Source organism: Bacteroides sp. AF39-11AC (assembly GCF_003474285.1).
GTDB lineage: Bacteria > Bacteroidota > Bacteroidia > Bacteroidales > Bacteroidaceae > Bacteroides.
This window is the reverse complement of sequence record NZ_QROH01000004.1, coordinates 550,707-566,815: the sequence shown is the minus strand read 5'-3', so window position 1 is coordinate 566,815 and position 16,109 is coordinate 550,707. Positions and strand designations below refer to the sequence as shown.

13 protein-coding genes are annotated in these 16,109 nt (G+C 46.3%); 7 read left to right on the top strand and 6 right to left on the bottom strand.

Annotated elements, in window-relative coordinates; all coding sequences use genetic code 11:
• Positions 1 to 21 precede the first annotated feature (21 nt).
• Entirely contained in the window at positions 22 to 930 is a 909-nt protein-coding gene (locus DW036_RS10635) for a metallophosphoesterase (RefSeq protein WP_187374596.1), read from the bottom strand.
• 105 nt (positions 931 to 1,035) lie between these two features.
• Here DW036_RS10635 and menA point away from each other — a divergent pair, with 105 nt between their 5' ends.
• Complete coding sequence (gene menA / locus DW036_RS10630) at positions 1,036 to 1,947, top strand: 1,4-dihydroxy-2-naphthoate octaprenyltransferase (RefSeq protein ID WP_118464067.1); 912 nt, start codon at positions 1,036 to 1,038, stop codon at positions 1,945 to 1,947.
• Positions 1,948 to 2,076: 129 nt separating this feature from the next.
• Here menA and rfbB read toward each other — a convergent pair whose 3' ends face one another.
• From rfbB to DW036_RS10615, 3 genes are all read right to left on the bottom strand, one after another.
• The gene (rfbB, locus tag DW036_RS10625) at positions 2,077 to 3,216 is read right to left on the bottom strand and encodes a dTDP-glucose 4,6-dehydratase (protein WP_118464064.1); all 1,140 of its coding nucleotides are present in this window, start codon (positions 3,214 to 3,216) and stop codon (positions 2,077 to 2,079) included.
• Positions 3,217 to 3,252: 36 nt separating this feature from the next.
• Entirely contained in the window at positions 3,253 to 4,125 is an 873-nt protein-coding gene (rfbA, locus tag DW036_RS10620) for a glucose-1-phosphate thymidylyltransferase RfbA (protein WP_118464061.1), read from the bottom strand.
• A gap of 148 nt (positions 4,126 to 4,273) precedes the next feature.
• Positions 4,274 to 4,765, bottom strand: coding sequence for a metallophosphoesterase (locus DW036_RS10615; RefSeq protein WP_007667884.1), 492 nt, complete (start codon positions 4,763 to 4,765; stop codon positions 4,274 to 4,276).
• 57 nt (positions 4,766 to 4,822) lie between these two features.
• Here DW036_RS10615 and DW036_RS10610 point away from each other — a divergent pair, with 57 nt between their 5' ends.
• A complete protein-coding gene (locus DW036_RS10610; protein WP_118464058.1) occupies positions 4,823 to 6,892 on the top strand; it encodes an RNA degradosome polyphosphate kinase in 2,070 nt (689 codons plus the stop codon).
• 84 nt (positions 6,893 to 6,976) lie between these two features.
• Positions 6,977 to 9,220 carry an inorganic phosphate transporter gene (locus DW036_RS10605; RefSeq protein ID WP_118464055.1) on the top strand — a complete coding sequence of 748 codons (2,244 nt, stop codon included), beginning with the start codon at positions 6,977 to 6,979 and terminating at the stop codon, positions 9,218 to 9,220.
• Positions 9,221 to 9,303: 83 nt separating this feature from the next.
• Here DW036_RS10605 and DW036_RS10600 read toward each other — a convergent pair whose 3' ends face one another.
• The gene (locus tag DW036_RS10600) at positions 9,304 to 10,734 is read right to left on the bottom strand and encodes a CCA tRNA nucleotidyltransferase (protein ID WP_118464052.1); all 1,431 of its coding nucleotides are present in this window, start codon (positions 10,732 to 10,734) and stop codon (positions 9,304 to 9,306) included.
• Between the two features lie 310 nt (positions 10,735 to 11,044).
• On the opposite strand from DW036_RS10600, the gene DW036_RS10595 reads away from it, so the two are divergent.
• Positions 11,045 to 11,875, top strand: a complete 831-nt coding sequence (locus tag DW036_RS10595; protein WP_118464049.1) for a hypothetical protein — start codon at positions 11,045 to 11,047, stop codon at positions 11,873 to 11,875.
• Between the two features lie 100 nt (positions 11,876 to 11,975).
• On the opposite strand, the gene DW036_RS10590 is transcribed toward DW036_RS10595, so the two are convergent.
• Positions 11,976 to 12,377 carry a response regulator gene (locus DW036_RS10590; protein ID WP_022392932.1) on the bottom strand — a complete coding sequence of 134 codons (402 nt, stop codon included), beginning with the start codon at positions 12,375 to 12,377 and terminating at the stop codon, positions 11,976 to 11,978.
• Between the two features lie 85 nt (positions 12,378 to 12,462).
• On the opposite strand from DW036_RS10590, the gene DW036_RS10585 reads away from it, so the two are divergent.
• The 3 genes from DW036_RS10585 (at position 12,463) to DW036_RS10575 (ending at position 16,038) form a co-directional block, all read left to right on the top strand.
• On the top strand, positions 12,463 to 14,097 hold the full coding sequence (locus DW036_RS10585) for an ABC-F family ATP-binding cassette domain-containing protein (RefSeq protein ID WP_118464046.1): 1,635 nt from the start codon (positions 12,463 to 12,465) through the stop codon (positions 14,095 to 14,097).
• A gap of 77 nt (positions 14,098 to 14,174) precedes the next feature.
• Positions 14,175 to 15,563, top strand: coding sequence for an FAD-dependent oxidoreductase (locus DW036_RS10580; protein WP_118464043.1), 1,389 nt, complete (start codon positions 14,175 to 14,177; stop codon positions 15,561 to 15,563).
• Positions 15,564 to 15,624: 61 nt separating this feature from the next.
• Entirely contained in the window at positions 15,625 to 16,038 is a 414-nt protein-coding gene (locus DW036_RS10575) for a DUF6769 family protein (RefSeq protein WP_118464040.1), read from the top strand.
• The last annotated feature ends 71 nt before the right edge of the window (positions 16,039 to 16,109 follow it).

Genomic DNA, 16,109 nt, shown 5'->3' with positions numbered 1-16,109 from the left:
TCTCATTCAAAGAGGATATGATTAGTGATGAACATTCAGTTCTATCACCACCACCTCACTGGGGGCGAACATGCGGATATTCTTATTGGAAGTCCCCAGACCATTGGTAATAATCATCGGTATTCCCTGGGAATTGCGCTTCAGTCCGCCACGAAACCGCTGTCCGTAGTGCGAAGGAAGAATGGGAGCATAAAGCCCGAACAGCGTCACCTGCCCGCCGTGGGTATGTCCGGCAAGGACGAGGTCGGTATTCGTTATAGCGACATCCTCAGCATAGTCGGGTGTATGCGTCAGCAGAATCACGAAATCATCAGGTGAAAGAGCGAGCGTAGGAGATACACCATTCTTCTGCAGATCGAAAGGATTACGCACGCCGGCTATCAGAATCTCCGCCCCGTCCCGCCTCAGTGTATCCACGCGGTGCTCCAGCAAATGAATGTTGTGTGCCTCCAGTTGGCGCACAATATCGGCGTAGCAAGCCTCATAGTCGTTGTTGCCCAGCACCACGTAGGTGCCCATCGGTACCTTCACCGCCGCCAGGGCGGAGATGACGGGCGCCACATACTCACATCCCTCATGCAGGTCGCCCCCCACCAGCAACACGTCTGCCCGCTGGTCATTGAGCAAGCAGACCAGGTTCTCAAGACCTTTCTCCTTGAAAAGACTTTTGTAGTGCAAATCAGAAATAAAGGCAATGCGAAAACCGTCGAAAGCGGCAGGCACATCGGGGTGACTGAACTTGTACGTCCGCACCCGGCTGATGCCCCGGTAGCCGGAAGCTGCCTTTGAAGAGATTATTTCTGTATCGACGAGTCGGATACTGTCCGCTGCCGAAGTCTCCGGCAGCAAAGAAGGAAGTACGTACTGATTCGACCTACAGGAAGAGAGAAACAGAACACCGAGAATCACATAGAGGAATTTCTTCATCATATACAAGCAGTATTTTCTTCATTACACAGACACAAAGATAGGCATTTTCAGTATCTTTGTTGCAAGAATCGGTAACAAGCATTCACCCTAAACTAAAAACGGAATATGAAAGAGATTAAACTGAATTCACCTTATGCCTGGTTTCTCGCCGCCCGTCCCAAGACCTTGACGGGAGCCATCATCCCCGTACTGCTGGGTAGTGCCCTGGCTTTCAGCGACGGGGAGTTCAAGACCCTGCCCGCCCTGCTGTGCGCCCTCTTCGCCTGCGGCATGCAAATTGCCGCTAACTTCATCAATGACCTTTTCGACTTTCAGAAAGGCACCGACCGTAAGGATCGTCTGGGTCCGCCGCGTGCCTGCGCAGAAGGCTGGATTACACCAGGAGCCATGAAAGTGGGCATCGGCTGCGCATTGCTGCTGTCGTGCCTGGCAGGATTGACGCTGCTGTTCACCGTCTGGGGGCAACTGCCCCACGGAGGTTGGGAACTGGTGGCACTGGGAGTAATATGTATCCTGTTTGCCTTCCTCTATACCACACTGCTCTCCTATCTGGGCTGGGGCGATGTGCTGGTACTGGTCTTCTTCGGCTTCGTGCCCGTCTGCGGCACCTACTACGTGCAGGCCTACGCGTTGAATATGGATGTGTTGGTACTGTCGCTCGTCAGCGGTCTTGCCATAGACACCCTGCTAATGGTGAACAACTACCGCGACCGCGAGCAAGATGCCGTGAGTGGCAAGTGCACGCTGGTGGTGCGCTATGGCCGGAAGTTCGGTGAAAATATGTATTTGGGACTGGGCATTGCCTCCACGTTGCTCTGCCTCTGGTTTGTAAATACCGGTCGACTGACGCTGATCGAGTTTATCTGGGCTCCCTGCGTCTACCTCTGCATGCATGCCCTGACGTGGCGCAAGATGGTGAACATCCGCAGCGGTAAAGGGCTGAACCGTATCCTGGGCGAGACTTCACGCAACATGCTATTTCTGGGCATACTGCTGGCCGTAGCGCTGGCTGCATAAACGCAGCAGGCATCCGGATTCATCCCATGAGACAAAAAAAATCATCCCGTGAGGTGAAAAATTCCGTCTCACGGGATAAAAAAAATCATCTCATGAGACTATTTAAGATCGTCTCATGAGATGAAATTATCACCTTTTGCCGTACATCTTCTCGTAATAGTGCTGGTAGTCACCGCTGGTTACTTCTTCTACCCACGCCTGGTTATTCAGATACCACTCAATGGTCTTCACGATGCCGTCTTCGAACTTCGTTTCGGGATACCAGCCCAAAGCAGCGGTAATCTTCGCCGGATCGATGGCATAGCGCTGGTCATGACCGAGACGGTCCTTCACGAAAGTAATCAGATCTTCATTAATCCAGCTGATGTCAATCTGACCATCTTCGCCTTTCGTCTTCTTCTTCAGGACTTCGCGATATTCAGGTTTCTCCGTCATCAGGCGGTGGATGGTGGCAATGGTCAGCTTCACGATTTCGAGGTTGGTCTTTTCGTTATGGCCACCTACGTTGTACACTTCACCTTCCACACCTTCGCGAACTACCAGGTCGATAGCTTTGCAATGATCTTCCACATAAAGCCAGTCGCGCACATTGCTACCGTCGCCATAGACAGGAAGTTTCTTTCCTTCCAGAATATTCTTGATGATGAGTGGAATCAGCTTTTCGGGGAAGTGATACGGGCCGTAGTTATTGGAACAGCGGGTAATGGTCACCGGCATTTTATAGGTATCATGGTAAGCCATAACCACCATGTCGGCACTAGTCTTGGAAGCACTGTACGGGCTATGTGGACAAAGCGGGGTTTCCTCTGTGAAGTAGCCGTCGGCACCCAACGAACCATACACCTCGTCCGTAGACACCTGATGGTAACGCACACCCTTGCGCCAGGTAGGATAGCCATTCTCGTCCTTACCCGTCACCCAGGCACGACGGGCTGCATCCAGCAGGTTCTGCGTACCCAGAATATTAGTAACGAGGAAGAGCTGCGGATTCTCAATGCTACGGTCTACGTGACTCTCTGCAGCAAAGTTCACCACATAGTCGAATTTAAATTTGGCAAACAGTTCGTCGGCAAGTATCCGGTCGCAGATGTCACCTTTTACAAAGAAACAACGTTCGTCATCAATGTCTTTAGCGATGGTTCCAAGGTTTCCGGCATAGGTTAAAGCATCAAGTATCACAAGCTGCACGTCATCATGCTTTGCCAGGATGTACTTGATATAGTTCGCGCCGATAAATCCGGCAGCACCGGTTACAAGATAAGTCTTCATTTATTTATGATTTATAATTTATGATTTATGATATTCTCAGCGGTGGGAATTGGCAAGTTCCATCAAGTAGGTGCCATATTCTGTTTTGCCAAGTTGCTCACCAAGACGGTAAAGCTGGTCGGCATCTATCCAACCTTTGCGCCAGGCTATCTCTTCGATGCAGCTGACACGGAAACCCTGACGGTTCTGTATGGTAGCCACAAAGTTGCTTGCTTCCAGCAGGCTGTCGCAGTTTCCGGTATCGAGCCATGCGAAACCACGGCCGAAGATCTCTACTTTCAACGTGCCCTCGTCCAGATACAGGCGGTTCAGGTCCGTAATTTCATATTCGCCACGGGCGGAAGGTTTCAGGGCAGCAGCCTTGGCAGTGACTGTAGAGTCGTAGAAATACAGACCGGGCACTGCATAGTTGCTCTTGGGCTGTGCAGGTTTCTCTTCGAGGGAAATCGCTTTTCCGTCGGTATCAAATTCCACCACACCATAAGCACGAGGGTCCTTCACATAATATCCGAAGATACACGCACCCTTTTCAATGGAGGCAGCACGTTTCAGCATGGCAGAAAAGCCCTGTCCGTAGAACATGTTATCACCCAGAATGAGGCATCCCGGCTCACCGTTCAGAAATTCGGCCCCCAGCACGAAAGCCTGAGCCAGTCCGTTAGGCTGCTCTTGTATCTTATAAGAAAAGGACATTCCAAGCTCTTCACCCGTACCCAGCAATTCGCGAAACATGGGCAAGTCACGTGGAGTGGAGATAATCAGCACTTCGCGTATCCCCGCCAACATAAGCGTGGAAAGCGGATAATAAATCATTGGCTTGTCATAAACCGGCATAATCTGCTTGGAAATAGCCTTAGATAAGGGGTAAAGACGGGTGGCGCTACCACCGGCAAGAATAATTCCTTTCATATTTCAGTTCTTTTTTCGGTTGATACAAATATAGAATAAAATAAGAAGGAGGACAACGCCCCACGGCTCTCGGTGATCTATTCAGGCTACAAAGATAATGCAAACGGAATGCAGTACAAAATAATTTAAATTATTTTTAGGAGCTTTCTCACCCTGCGAGCTCTATCACTTCAAGATCCTTGAACACCCCATTGTCCACAATAAAGCGTACCATGGTACGTACTTTATGAAATCCGGAGATACCTGCAGCACCAGGATTGATGTGCAGCATATCGAGCGTTTTGTCATACTTTACCTTTAGTATATGGGAATGTCCGCTGATGAAAAGCTTAGGCGGACGCACCAGAATACTGCCCCGTATGGAGGGATCATAATTGCCGGGATAACCGCCGATATGCTTTATCAAGACCTCGGCACCATCGACCGTGAAACGGTTGATTTGCGGATAGACCTGACGGATGTCTTGCCCGTCAATGTTACCATACACGGCACGGAAAGGACGGAATGCCTCCAGCTTCCGGGCCACCTCCAGCGAGCCGATGTCACCGGCATGCCAGATTTCGTCACACGTCTCGAAATATTGCAGATATTTTTCATCCCAATAGCCGTGTGTATCGGATAATAAACCAACTTTTGTCATCTTTCTTTTGTTTATCTGTGCAAAGGTAACTATATTTGGGCAAATCTTGATGAAACCATGGAAAACCAATATCAATATTTTAAACGGGACATCAGTTGGCTGTCATTCAACTACCGTGTCCTGCTGGAAGCGGAAGATGATACTCTTCCACTATACGAACGCATTAACTTTATATCCATTTATTCTTCCAACCTGGAAGAATTCTACAAAATACGCGTTGCCGACCATAAGGCAATAGCTACCGGTGCCGCGCAAAGTGACGAGGAAACAGTACAATCGACCATCGAACTGGTAGACGCAATCAATCTTGAAGTAAACCGCCAGATGGAGGACCGTATCCGCATCTATGAACAGAAAATACTTCCTGCCCTGAAGAAAAACCATATCATCTTCTATCAGAGCCGCAACGTAGAACCGTTTCATCATGACTTTGTACGGCGTTTTTTCCGGGAAGAAATCTTCCCTTTCCTGCAGCCCGTACCTGTTTCCAAAGATAAGGTAATCTCTTTCCTGCGAGATAATCGCCTGTATCTGGCCGTACGCCTTCACCTGAAAGGATTGCCGCCCGGTGCTCCCGGACGTACGCAGTACTTCGTGATGAAGCAGCCCTACAGCAAAGTACCCCGTTTCATCGAACTGCCCAAAGTGGGGAACAACTATTACCTGATGTTCATCGAAGATATCATCAAGGCCAATCTGGATGTAATCTTTCCCGGTTATGATGTGGACAGCAGTTATTGTATCAAGATTTCGCGCGATGCGGATATACTGATAGACGATGCCGCCAATACTTCCGAAATCATAGAACAGGTGAAGACTAAGGTGAAAAAGCGCAAGATAGGAGATGTCTGCCGCTTTGTGTACGACCGTGCCATGCCACAGGACTTCCTCGACTACCTGATAGATGCTTTCCATATCGACCGCCGCGAACTGGTTCCGGGTGATAAACATCTGAACCTGGAAGACTTGCGGCATCTGCCCAATCCGAACCCGAACATCCATCCCATTCGGAAACCGCAACCGATGAAGCTGACATACCTCAACGAACGGGAGTCCATTTTCCAATATGTAGAGAAGAAAGATCTGTTATTGCATTACCCTTACCACTCCTTCGAGCACTTCATCCACTTCCTGTACGAGGCGGTGCACGAACCTACCGTACGCGAAATCATGGTAACCCAATACCGGGTGGCGGAAAACTCCGCTGTTATCAATACCCTGATAGCTGCCGCCCAGAATGGGAAGAAAGTCACGGTCTTCGTGGAACTGAAAGCCCGCTTCGACGAAGAGAACAACCTTGCCACCGCCGAAATGATGAAAGCATCGGGTATCAATATTATATATAGTATACCCAAATTGAAGGTACATGCCAAAGTTGCCCTCGTTTTGCGCCGCAATAAGGAGGATAAGAAACTGACCAGCTATGCGTATATCAGCACCGGAAATTTCAATGAAAAAACCGCCACACTGTATGCCGACAGCGGACTGTTCACCTGCAATCCCATAATCGTCAATGACCTTCACAACCTGTTCCGCACCTTACGGGGGAAAGAGAATCCTGTATTCCACCGGTTACTGGTGGCACGCTTCAACCTGATACCGGAACTGAATCGCCTCATCGATCATGAAATGGAACTGGCAAGGAAAGGTAAGAAAGGCCGGATCATTCTTAAAATGAATGCGCTGCAGGATCCCACCATGATAGATCGCCTGTATGAAGCCTCACAGGCCGGTGTGGAAATAGACCTGATCGTACGCGGCATTTGCTGCCTGATACCGGAACAAGAATACAGCCGTAACATTCATGTAACACGTATTGTGGATACATTTCTGGAACATGCCCGTATATGGTACTTCGGTAATGGAGACAATCCGAAAATCTTCCTCGGTTCACCGGACTGGATGCGGCGTAACCTGTACCGTCGCATTGAAGCCGTTACCCCTATACTGGACCCCGATGCAAAGCAGGAACTGATAGATATGCTTTCCATTCAGCTTTCGGACAAACGTAAAGCCTGTTTCGTAGATGATAACTTGCACAATTGTTGGAAATCAGCCCACCCACAGAAAGAAAAAGTACGCTCACAGTATACCTTTTACGAATATCTGAAAGAGAAACTTGAATAACATTGTAACATTTCTGTAATATGTATGACACCTCGCTGCAACACAATTTCCGTTCCTTTGCAGCCAGAAATAAAATACATTATTATGGAAACGATTTATCTATGCATTGTCATCTTCCTGTTCGTCCTTGCGGTGTTCGACCTCATCGTGGGCGTCAGTAATGATGCGGTCAATTTCTTAAATTCGGCTGTCGGAGCAAAGGCAGCTTCTTTCAAAACCATGCTTTTTATTGCCGGAGTGGGCGTATTCATCGGGGCAGCAATGTCCAATGGCATGATGGACATTGCCCGGCACGGCATCTACCAACCACAACATTTCTATTTTGCCGAGATCATGTGTATCCTGTTGGCAGTCATGTTAACCGATGTCGTGCTGCTGGATGTCTTCAATACTATGGGGATGCCTACTTCCACTACAGTATCCATGGTATTCGAATTACTGGGTGGTACCTTTGCACTGGCACTTATTAAAGCACACAGTAATGACGCAATCGGCTTGGGCGATCTGATTAATACGGACAAAGCCCTATCCGTTATCATGGGTATTTTCCTTTCCGTAGCCATCGCTTTCTTCTTCGGTATGCTGGTACAATGGCTGGCACGTGTCATCTTCACTTTCAACTATACCAAAAAGATGAAGTACAGCATCGGAATCTTCGGTGGTATCGCCGCCACTTCCATCATTTACTTCATGCTCATCAAAGGATTAAAAGACAGTTCATTCATGACAGCTGATAACAAGCATTGGATACAGGACAACACTGGAATGCTTATCAGCTGTTTCTTTATATTCTTCACCATACTGATGCAAGTGCTTCACTGGTTGAAGGTAAATGTTTTCAAAGTTGTTGTGTTATTGGGTACCTTCGCCCTTGCCCTCGCCTTTGCCGGCAATGATCTGGTCAACTTTATCGGCGTACCTCTTGCCGGATATTCTTCATTTATAGATTATACAGCCAATGGAGCAGGCGCAGGTCCGGACGGCTTCCTTATGACTTCGCTTCTCGGTCCGGCCAAAACACCCTGGTACTTCCTCTTCGGTGCAGGTGCCATCATGGTTTACGCCCTTTGCACTTCTAAAAAAGCGCATAATGTTATTAAGACTTCCGTTGATCTCTCCCGCCAGGATGAAGGTGAAGAAAACTTCGGTAGTACCCCTATCGCCCGTACCCTGGTAAGATTTAGCCTTACATTATCCAATGGTATCTCCAAAATAATGCCTGAACGCAGCAAACGGTGGCTCGACACCCGTTTCCGCAAAGACGAAGCTATCATTGCAGACGGTGGCGCATTCGACCTGGTACGCGCTTCGGTAAACCTTGTATTGGCAGGCTTGCTCATTGCGCTGGGTACTTCACTGAAACTTCCTCTTTCCACCACTTACGTAACCTTCATGGTTGCCATGGGTACCTCTCTCGCCGACCGTGCCTGGGGACGTGACACCGCCGTATTCCGTATAACAGGTGTGCTGAGCGTTATCGGTGGCTGGTTCATTACGGCCGGTGCTGCATTTACCATCTGTTTCATTGTTGCTCTGATTATCCATTTCGGCGGCACGGTTGCCATCGTTGCCCTGATCGGCCTGGCTGTATTCTCTCTGATCCGCAGCCAGGTGATGTACAAGAAACGCAAAGCTAAAGAGAAAGGTAACGAAACCATCAAGCAACTGATGCAGAGTAGCAGTAACGAGGAAATTCTGGAACTGCTGCGTAAACATACCCGTGAAGAGTTAGTAAAGATACTGGCGTTTACCGAAGAAAACTTAGAACGTACCGTAACCGCATTCTTACACGAGAACTTACGCGGATTACGTCGCTCCATGGGGTCTGTGAAATTTGAGAAACAACTCATCAAGCAAATGAAACGTACCGGCACTCTTGCCATGTGCCGCCTGGATAACAATACAGTATTGGAGAAAGGGCTTTACTATTATCAAGGCAACGATTTTGCCAGCGAACTGGTATATAGCATCGGACGTCTCTGCGAACCGTGCCTCGAACATATCGACAATAACTTCAAGCCACTGGATGCCATTCAGAAAGGTGAATTCTCTGATGTAACGGAAGATATCGTCTACTTGTTACAAGTTTGCCGTCACAAGATGGAAAACAATGATTATGATAATTTTGAGAGTGAGCTCCGGAAAGCCAATGACCTAAACGGGCAGTTGTCGCACCTGAAACGGGAAGAATTGCAACGCATTCAGAGCCAATCCGGCAGTATCAAAGTCAGCATGGTATACCTGACTATGATACAGGAAGCACAGAATGTCGTTACTTACACAATTAACCTGATGAAGGTAAGCCGTAAGTTCCAACTGGCTGAATAATAGAATATCAGTTTCAGACATAACGAAATGAGCCCTGCAACGTTAATGTTGCAAGGCTCATTTTATTTTTATCAACTCAGAAGTCAAGGACGTTTTAATCCCATTTTTGCTGCCCGTTCCATCATAAAAGCGCGTGCTGCTTCGTATTCATTGGGAATCACTCCATCCAGAATAGCGTCTTTAATGGCGCTTTTCAAAGCCCCTACTTCCCGGCAGGGTTCCAGATTGAAAGTTTCCATAATCTCTTCTCCACTGACAGGCGGTTGGAAATTGCGGACGCGGTCACGCTCTTCAAGGTCTTTCAACTTCTGGCGTACCAACTGGAAATTATTCAGGAATCGCTGCTTACGCTCCATGTTTTTGGAAGTAATATCAGCTTCGCACAACGTCATCAGGTCATCAATATCATCTCCGGCTTCAAAAAGAAGACGACGCACCGCAGAGTCGGTCACCACATCGTCTGCTATGACAATAGGACGCATATGCAAGCTCACCAACTTCTGTACATACTTCATCTTTTCATTCATCGGCAACTTCATCTTCCGGAAAATCTCAGGAACCATCTTCTCACCAATGAAATTATGATTATGGAAAGTCCAACCCGCACGAGGCTCCCAACGTTTAGTGGCGGGTTTGGCTATATCATGCAGCAGTGCAGCCCACCGTAACCAAAGATTATCCGTTTTACGACTGACGTTATCGAGTACTTCCAATGTGTGATAGAAATTGTCCTTATGTGCCCGCCCATTACGTGTTTCCACACCTTGAAGGGCAGCCAGTTCTGGAAAAATCAAAGACAACAAACCGGAACGGTCCAGATCTATAAATCCTTTAGAGGGAACCGGAGAAAGTATTATCTTATTAAGTTCATCGGCAATACGCTCCTTGGAGATAATGGATATACGCCCACAATTGCGGCACAAAGACTCAAATGTAGCATCATCAATATAAAAATTCAGCTGAGTGGCAAAACGGATGCACCGCATCATGCGCAACGGGTCGTCACTAAATGTAATATCCGGGTCAAGAGGAGTACGGATTGTTTTTTCTTTCAGATCTTCTATACCACCAAAGGGGTCTACCAATTCTCCGAACCGGCTCTGATTCAGGCAGACAGCCAATGCATTGATAGTAAAATCCCGCCGATTCTGATCGTCTTCCAATGTACCGTCTTCAACGATGGGCTTACGGGAGTCACGCTGATAAGACTCCTTGCGTGCACCAACAAATTCCACTTCTATACCACGGTATTTTACCTGTGCGGTACCAAAATTCTTAAACAAGGCTACGTGTGCTCCACGTCCCAGGCGTTTACCCAGCGCTTCGGCCATCTCTATACCACTACCTACTACTACAACATCAATATCCTTAGAAGGGCGTTGCAGGAAAATATCGCGCACATATCCACCGACTACATAACATTCCAATCCTAATTCATCTGCTGTCTCGGATATCCGTTTGAATATATCGTCGCTGAAATGCTGTTTCAGTTCTTCTGCCGTCAATTCTATCATACTATACTTTTTAAAATAATTATTTAGTTTTCATCGGAGAAAGTAGCACTGTTTTTGGTCTATATTCCCTGCCTCTCCTCTCCCAATTCTTATCTGAGCCCTACCATCTCCGTAGTTACTCCGTGTCTATACACTTGGACTTGGTACGGACTTGGTACGGGCTTGATACGAAGTTGGTACGGCCCGGATATTAGATTGTTCTAAATTTCCGTTTTTTCCGGAAAACTAAAATACTATTTATATATTTTCAGAGTGCAAAGATACGGATATTATTTCTAATTTTGTCCTCACTAACAGAACAACAGTAATTATGAAGAAAGTGACACTTCTTGCGTGCCTCTGCTGCACGCTCTTATCTTGTGAGAATGTAGAGAAGAAAGCAGGTGAGAAACTGCAAACAGCCCGTGCAGCCTTCGAACGGGGAGACTTTAGCGAAGCGAAAATGCAAATAGATAGCATTAAAATACTATATCCCAAGGCTTTTGAAGCGCGCCGGGAGGGCATTGGATTAATGCAGCAGGTGGAACTGAAGGAGCAGGAAAAAACACTTGTTTACCTGGATAGCCTGCTTCAACAAAAACAAGGAGAACTGGATGCCCTGAAGGGTAAATTCACGCTCGAAAAAGATGCCGAATATCAACAAATAGGTAACTATTTGCATCCTTCACAAGTTATAGAGAAGAATCTGCACCGCTCCTATCTCCGTTTCCAGGTGAATGAAACCGGACAAATGAGCATGACTTCCATTTATTGCGGTCCCAGCAATATTCACCATATAAGTGTAAAAGTAGTCGCCCCTGATGGCAGTTTTGCTGAGACACCTGCTTCCAAGGATAGTTATGAAACCACCGATTTGGGAGAAAAAATAGAAAAGGCGGACTTCAAAATGGGAGAAGATGGTAATGTAATGGGATTTCTCTACTTGAATAAGGACAAGAATATCAAAGTGAACTATCAAGGCGAACGCTCCTACTCCACTACTATGTCTCCGGCAGACCGCCAAGCATTGGCAGGGGTTTATGAACTGGCACAGATACTTTCATCCATCACTCAGATAAAGAAAGAAATGGAAGAGGCGAACCTGAAGGTAGAGTTCGTGAAACGGAAGATGCAGGAAAGAGAAAACAAGGAAGTGGAATAAAGAATTTCCGAATATTATAACATAAAGCGGAACAACCTCTTACGAAGTTGTTCCGCTTTCTATTATATTATAAATAAAATCCTTAAAGGGTTTCTTATACTTACCACTGTAATTGCGGCAGGAACTTGCTCAGGCAAGTACGCAATGCACTCAACGTAATGGGTTTCACCAATACTTCCGAAGCACCGGCAGCCATTGCATTTTCGCGGTCGGCCGTAAAAGCATAGGCAGTCTGCATAATGATAGGAAGTTCCTTTTCTTCTTCGCGGATGATCTTTGTCGCTTCCAGACCATTCATGATAGGCATTTTGATATCCATAAGGATAGCAGCTGTCTTTCCACGGTTCTCTTTGAACAGATTAACCATCTCTTCACCGTTCTTTGCCCACAATATCTCGCATTTCTTGCCAATAATAGCTTTTATCAATTTAAAGTTGCTATCATCGTCTTCCGCTACCAGTATCAGCGGACGGTAATCTTCTGACAAATTCCCTGTTTCCATGACCAATGTATTTTTGTTTAATGAGGCAAAGATATAAAAAATAATATAAATGTACTATCTTTGCGCCTCAATTTAAAAATAGAGTATGATTTCAATAGACGGACTGGCCGTAGAATTTGGCGGCACCACCTTATTCAGTGATATCTCCTTCGTTATTAATGAAAAAGACCGCATCGCCCTGATGGGAAAGAACGGAGCGGGGAAAAGTACCTTACTGAAAATTCTGGCAGGAGTACGCCAACCTACCCGGGGCAAAATTTCAGCACCCAAAGACAGTGTAATCGCTTATCTGCCGCAGCACCTGATGACGGAAGACGGACGAACTGTATTTCAGGAAACAGCACAAGCCTTCTCACATCTGCATGAGATGGAAGCAGAGATAGAACGCCTCAACAAGGAGTTGGAAACTCGTACCGATTACGAAAGCGACAGTTATATGGAACTGATCGAAACGGTTTCTGCCCTGAGTGAGAAATTCTACTCCATAGACTCCACCAACTATGAGGAAGATGTGGAAAAAGCTTTGTTAGGACTCGGCTTCACGCGCGAAGACTTCAATCGCCAGACCAGTGACTTCAGCGGTGGATGGCGTATGCGTATCGAACTTGCCAAGCTGTTGCTGCAGAAGCCGGACGTGTTGTTGCTGGATGAGCCTACCAATCACCTCGATATTGAAAGTATCCAGTGGCTGGAAGATTTCCTCATCAATAATGGTAAGGCTGTCATCGTCATCAGCCACGACCGTAAATTTGTGGATAACATCACTACCCGTACTATTGAAGTAACAATGGGGCGGATTTATGACTATAAAGTAAATTACTCCAAATATCTGGAACTCCGTAAAGACCGTCGCGAGCAACAACAAAAAGCCTATGACGAACAACAGAAGTTCATAGCCGAAACCAAAGACTTCATCGAACGCTTCAAAGGCACTTATTCCAAAACTCTGCAAGTGCAAAGCCGCGTAAAGATGCTGGAGAAACTGGAAATTCTGGAAGTGGATGAGGAAGATACTTCAGCATTGCGATTGAAATTCCCGCCATCACCACGCTCGGGTAACTATCCTGTAACCATGGAAAACGTAGGTAAAACCTATGGTGACCATGTAGTATTCAAGAATGCTACATTGACTGTGGAACGGGGAGACAAATTAGCTTTTGTCGGTAAGAACGGTGAGGGTAAGTCTACACTGGTGAAGTGTATCATGAAAGAGATTGAGCACGACGGTACACTGACACTCGGACACAATGTACAAATTGGTTATTTCGCACAGAATCAAGCATCTATGCTGGATGAAAACCTTACGGTATTCCAGACGATTGACGATGTGGCAAAAGGAGAAATACGTAACAAGATACGCGACTTGTTGGGTGCTTTTATGTTTGGTGGCCCTGAACAATCCATGAAGAAGGTGAAAGTGCTTTCCGGTGGAGAACGTACGCGACTTGCTATGATTAAGTTACTGCTGGAACCAGTGAACCTGCTGATTCTGGATGAGCCGACAAACCACCTGGACATGAAAACTAAAGATATCCTGAAGCAAGCTCTGCTGGATTTTGATGGTACACTGATCGTTGTAAGCCACGACCGTGACTTCCTGGACGGACTGGTTACGAAAGTCTATGAATTCGGCAATAAACAAGTGAAAGAACACCTGAGCGGTATCTACGAATTTTTGGAAAAGAAGAAAATGGAGTCGCTCCGCGAACTGGAAAGGTAAACGTTCCTTAACAGGGCTTCTGCAACTTTTCTTGCGTCATATTGTTTTATTTTCATAAACCTCTAACTACGAGAATAATGAAGCGATATGACGCAATAATAATAGGATTTGGCAAAGGTGGAAAATTACTGGCAGCCGAATTAGCCAACCGCAACTGGAAAGTGGCGGTTATAGAACGTTCCCCTGAAATGTATGGCGGAACTTGTATAAATGTAGGATGTATCCCTACCAAAACCATGATACACGAAGCAGAGTTTGCTGAACGTATCTACCAGGATGATTATAAAAAACAATCCAAGTTATATTCTCTTGCCCTGAAACGCAAAGATAAGCTGGTCATGTTCCTACGGGAGAAGAATGTCGAAAATCTGACAGGCAATCCTAATATTACATTGTATGACGGAACCGCTTCTTTTGTATGCGAAGATACGGTGAAAGTAACTCTTGCACCCGGAAAGGATGAAGAATCTTTCGAACTGGAAGGAAAAGAAATATTTATCAATACCGGTTCTACACCTATCCTGCCGGATATAGATGGATTAAGAGATAGTAAATATGTATATACCAGTGAAACATTGCTTCAGGCAGATGTTCTTCCCCAACATTTACTAATCATAGGCAGTGGTGCCATCGGACTGGAATTCGCAACCATGTATGCCGGATTCGGCAGTAAGGTTACTATTCTGGAAGCCGGCAAACGTTTTCTGCCGAAAGCAGACCGGGAGATTGCCGAATACATGCAGGAAAGTTTAAAAAGAAAAAATATAGAGATACGCCTGAATGCCCGTGTGCAGTCATTGCATGATACAGCAGACGGTATTACAGCCGCCTATACGGATGTTTCGGACGGTACACCTTATTTTCTGGAAGGAGATGCCCTGCTCATTGCAACAGGCCGTAAACCGATGATAGATGATCTGCATCTGGAAAAAGCCAGAGTACAAGTCAATGCACAGGGAGCAATAGTTGTAAATGAGCAATTACGCACTACTGTACCACATATCTGGGCTTTGGGAGATGTGAGAGGCGGAGAAATGTATGATTACCTTTCCATCGATGACTCCCGCATTATCCTGAACCACTTATTCGGCAATAAGGAACGATCTATCGACGACCGCAATCCTGTGCCTTACGCCATCTTCACAGATCCTCCGATGGCACATATCGGTCTGACAGAGGAAGATGCTGTGAAACGAGGTTATCCGATCAAGATATCACGTTTGCCTGCCTCAGCTATTCCACGGGCACGTACTTTGCAGAATATGGATGGTATGCTAAAAGCCATCGTAAATACGGATACAGAGAAAATTCTGGGCTGTTCCCTTTTTTGTATAGATTCACCGGAACTTATCAATCTGGTAGCGTTTGCCATAAAGACCGGACAGAAATCTTCTGCTTTACGTAACTTTATATTCACCCATCCCAGTATGAGTGAAGGTTTAAATGGATTATTCAAGGCTTTTTAATAACTAACATTTGGTAATTAAGCCGTTAACTTCTATCTTTGTCCGCAATTAGAAAATTAAGATGCAGAAGAAACGGTATATAACATTTTTCCTAATGTTTATCAGTATGGTTATGCTGGTAGTGCCGGTTATTCCTCATCACCATCACAACAACGGGTTGATATGCATGAAGAATGATATAGCTCCCGATTGTTGCGGACAACAACACAGCTCGGATAACGAACATTGCTGTTGCGATACGGGATGTGTAACGACTCATTTCTTCCAGCAAACTCCCAGCTCGGACAATGGATGGGCACATCCGGACTTTCCGCTGGTTATTACATTGTTTTCCGAACCACTCCTCAGATTATTGGTCCTACCCGAAGAAAGTGGGCAAAGACAGGACTGCATATACCAGGAGTCACTTCATGGCACGTATCTCACACGTGCCACAGGGCTTCGCGCACCTCCGTGTGTTCTTACTTTATCATAAAGTCTGCAACTTTATTGCAGGCTTTTATCTCTAATTTTGCACACTGATAAAAGTAAGAACATAAAAATATC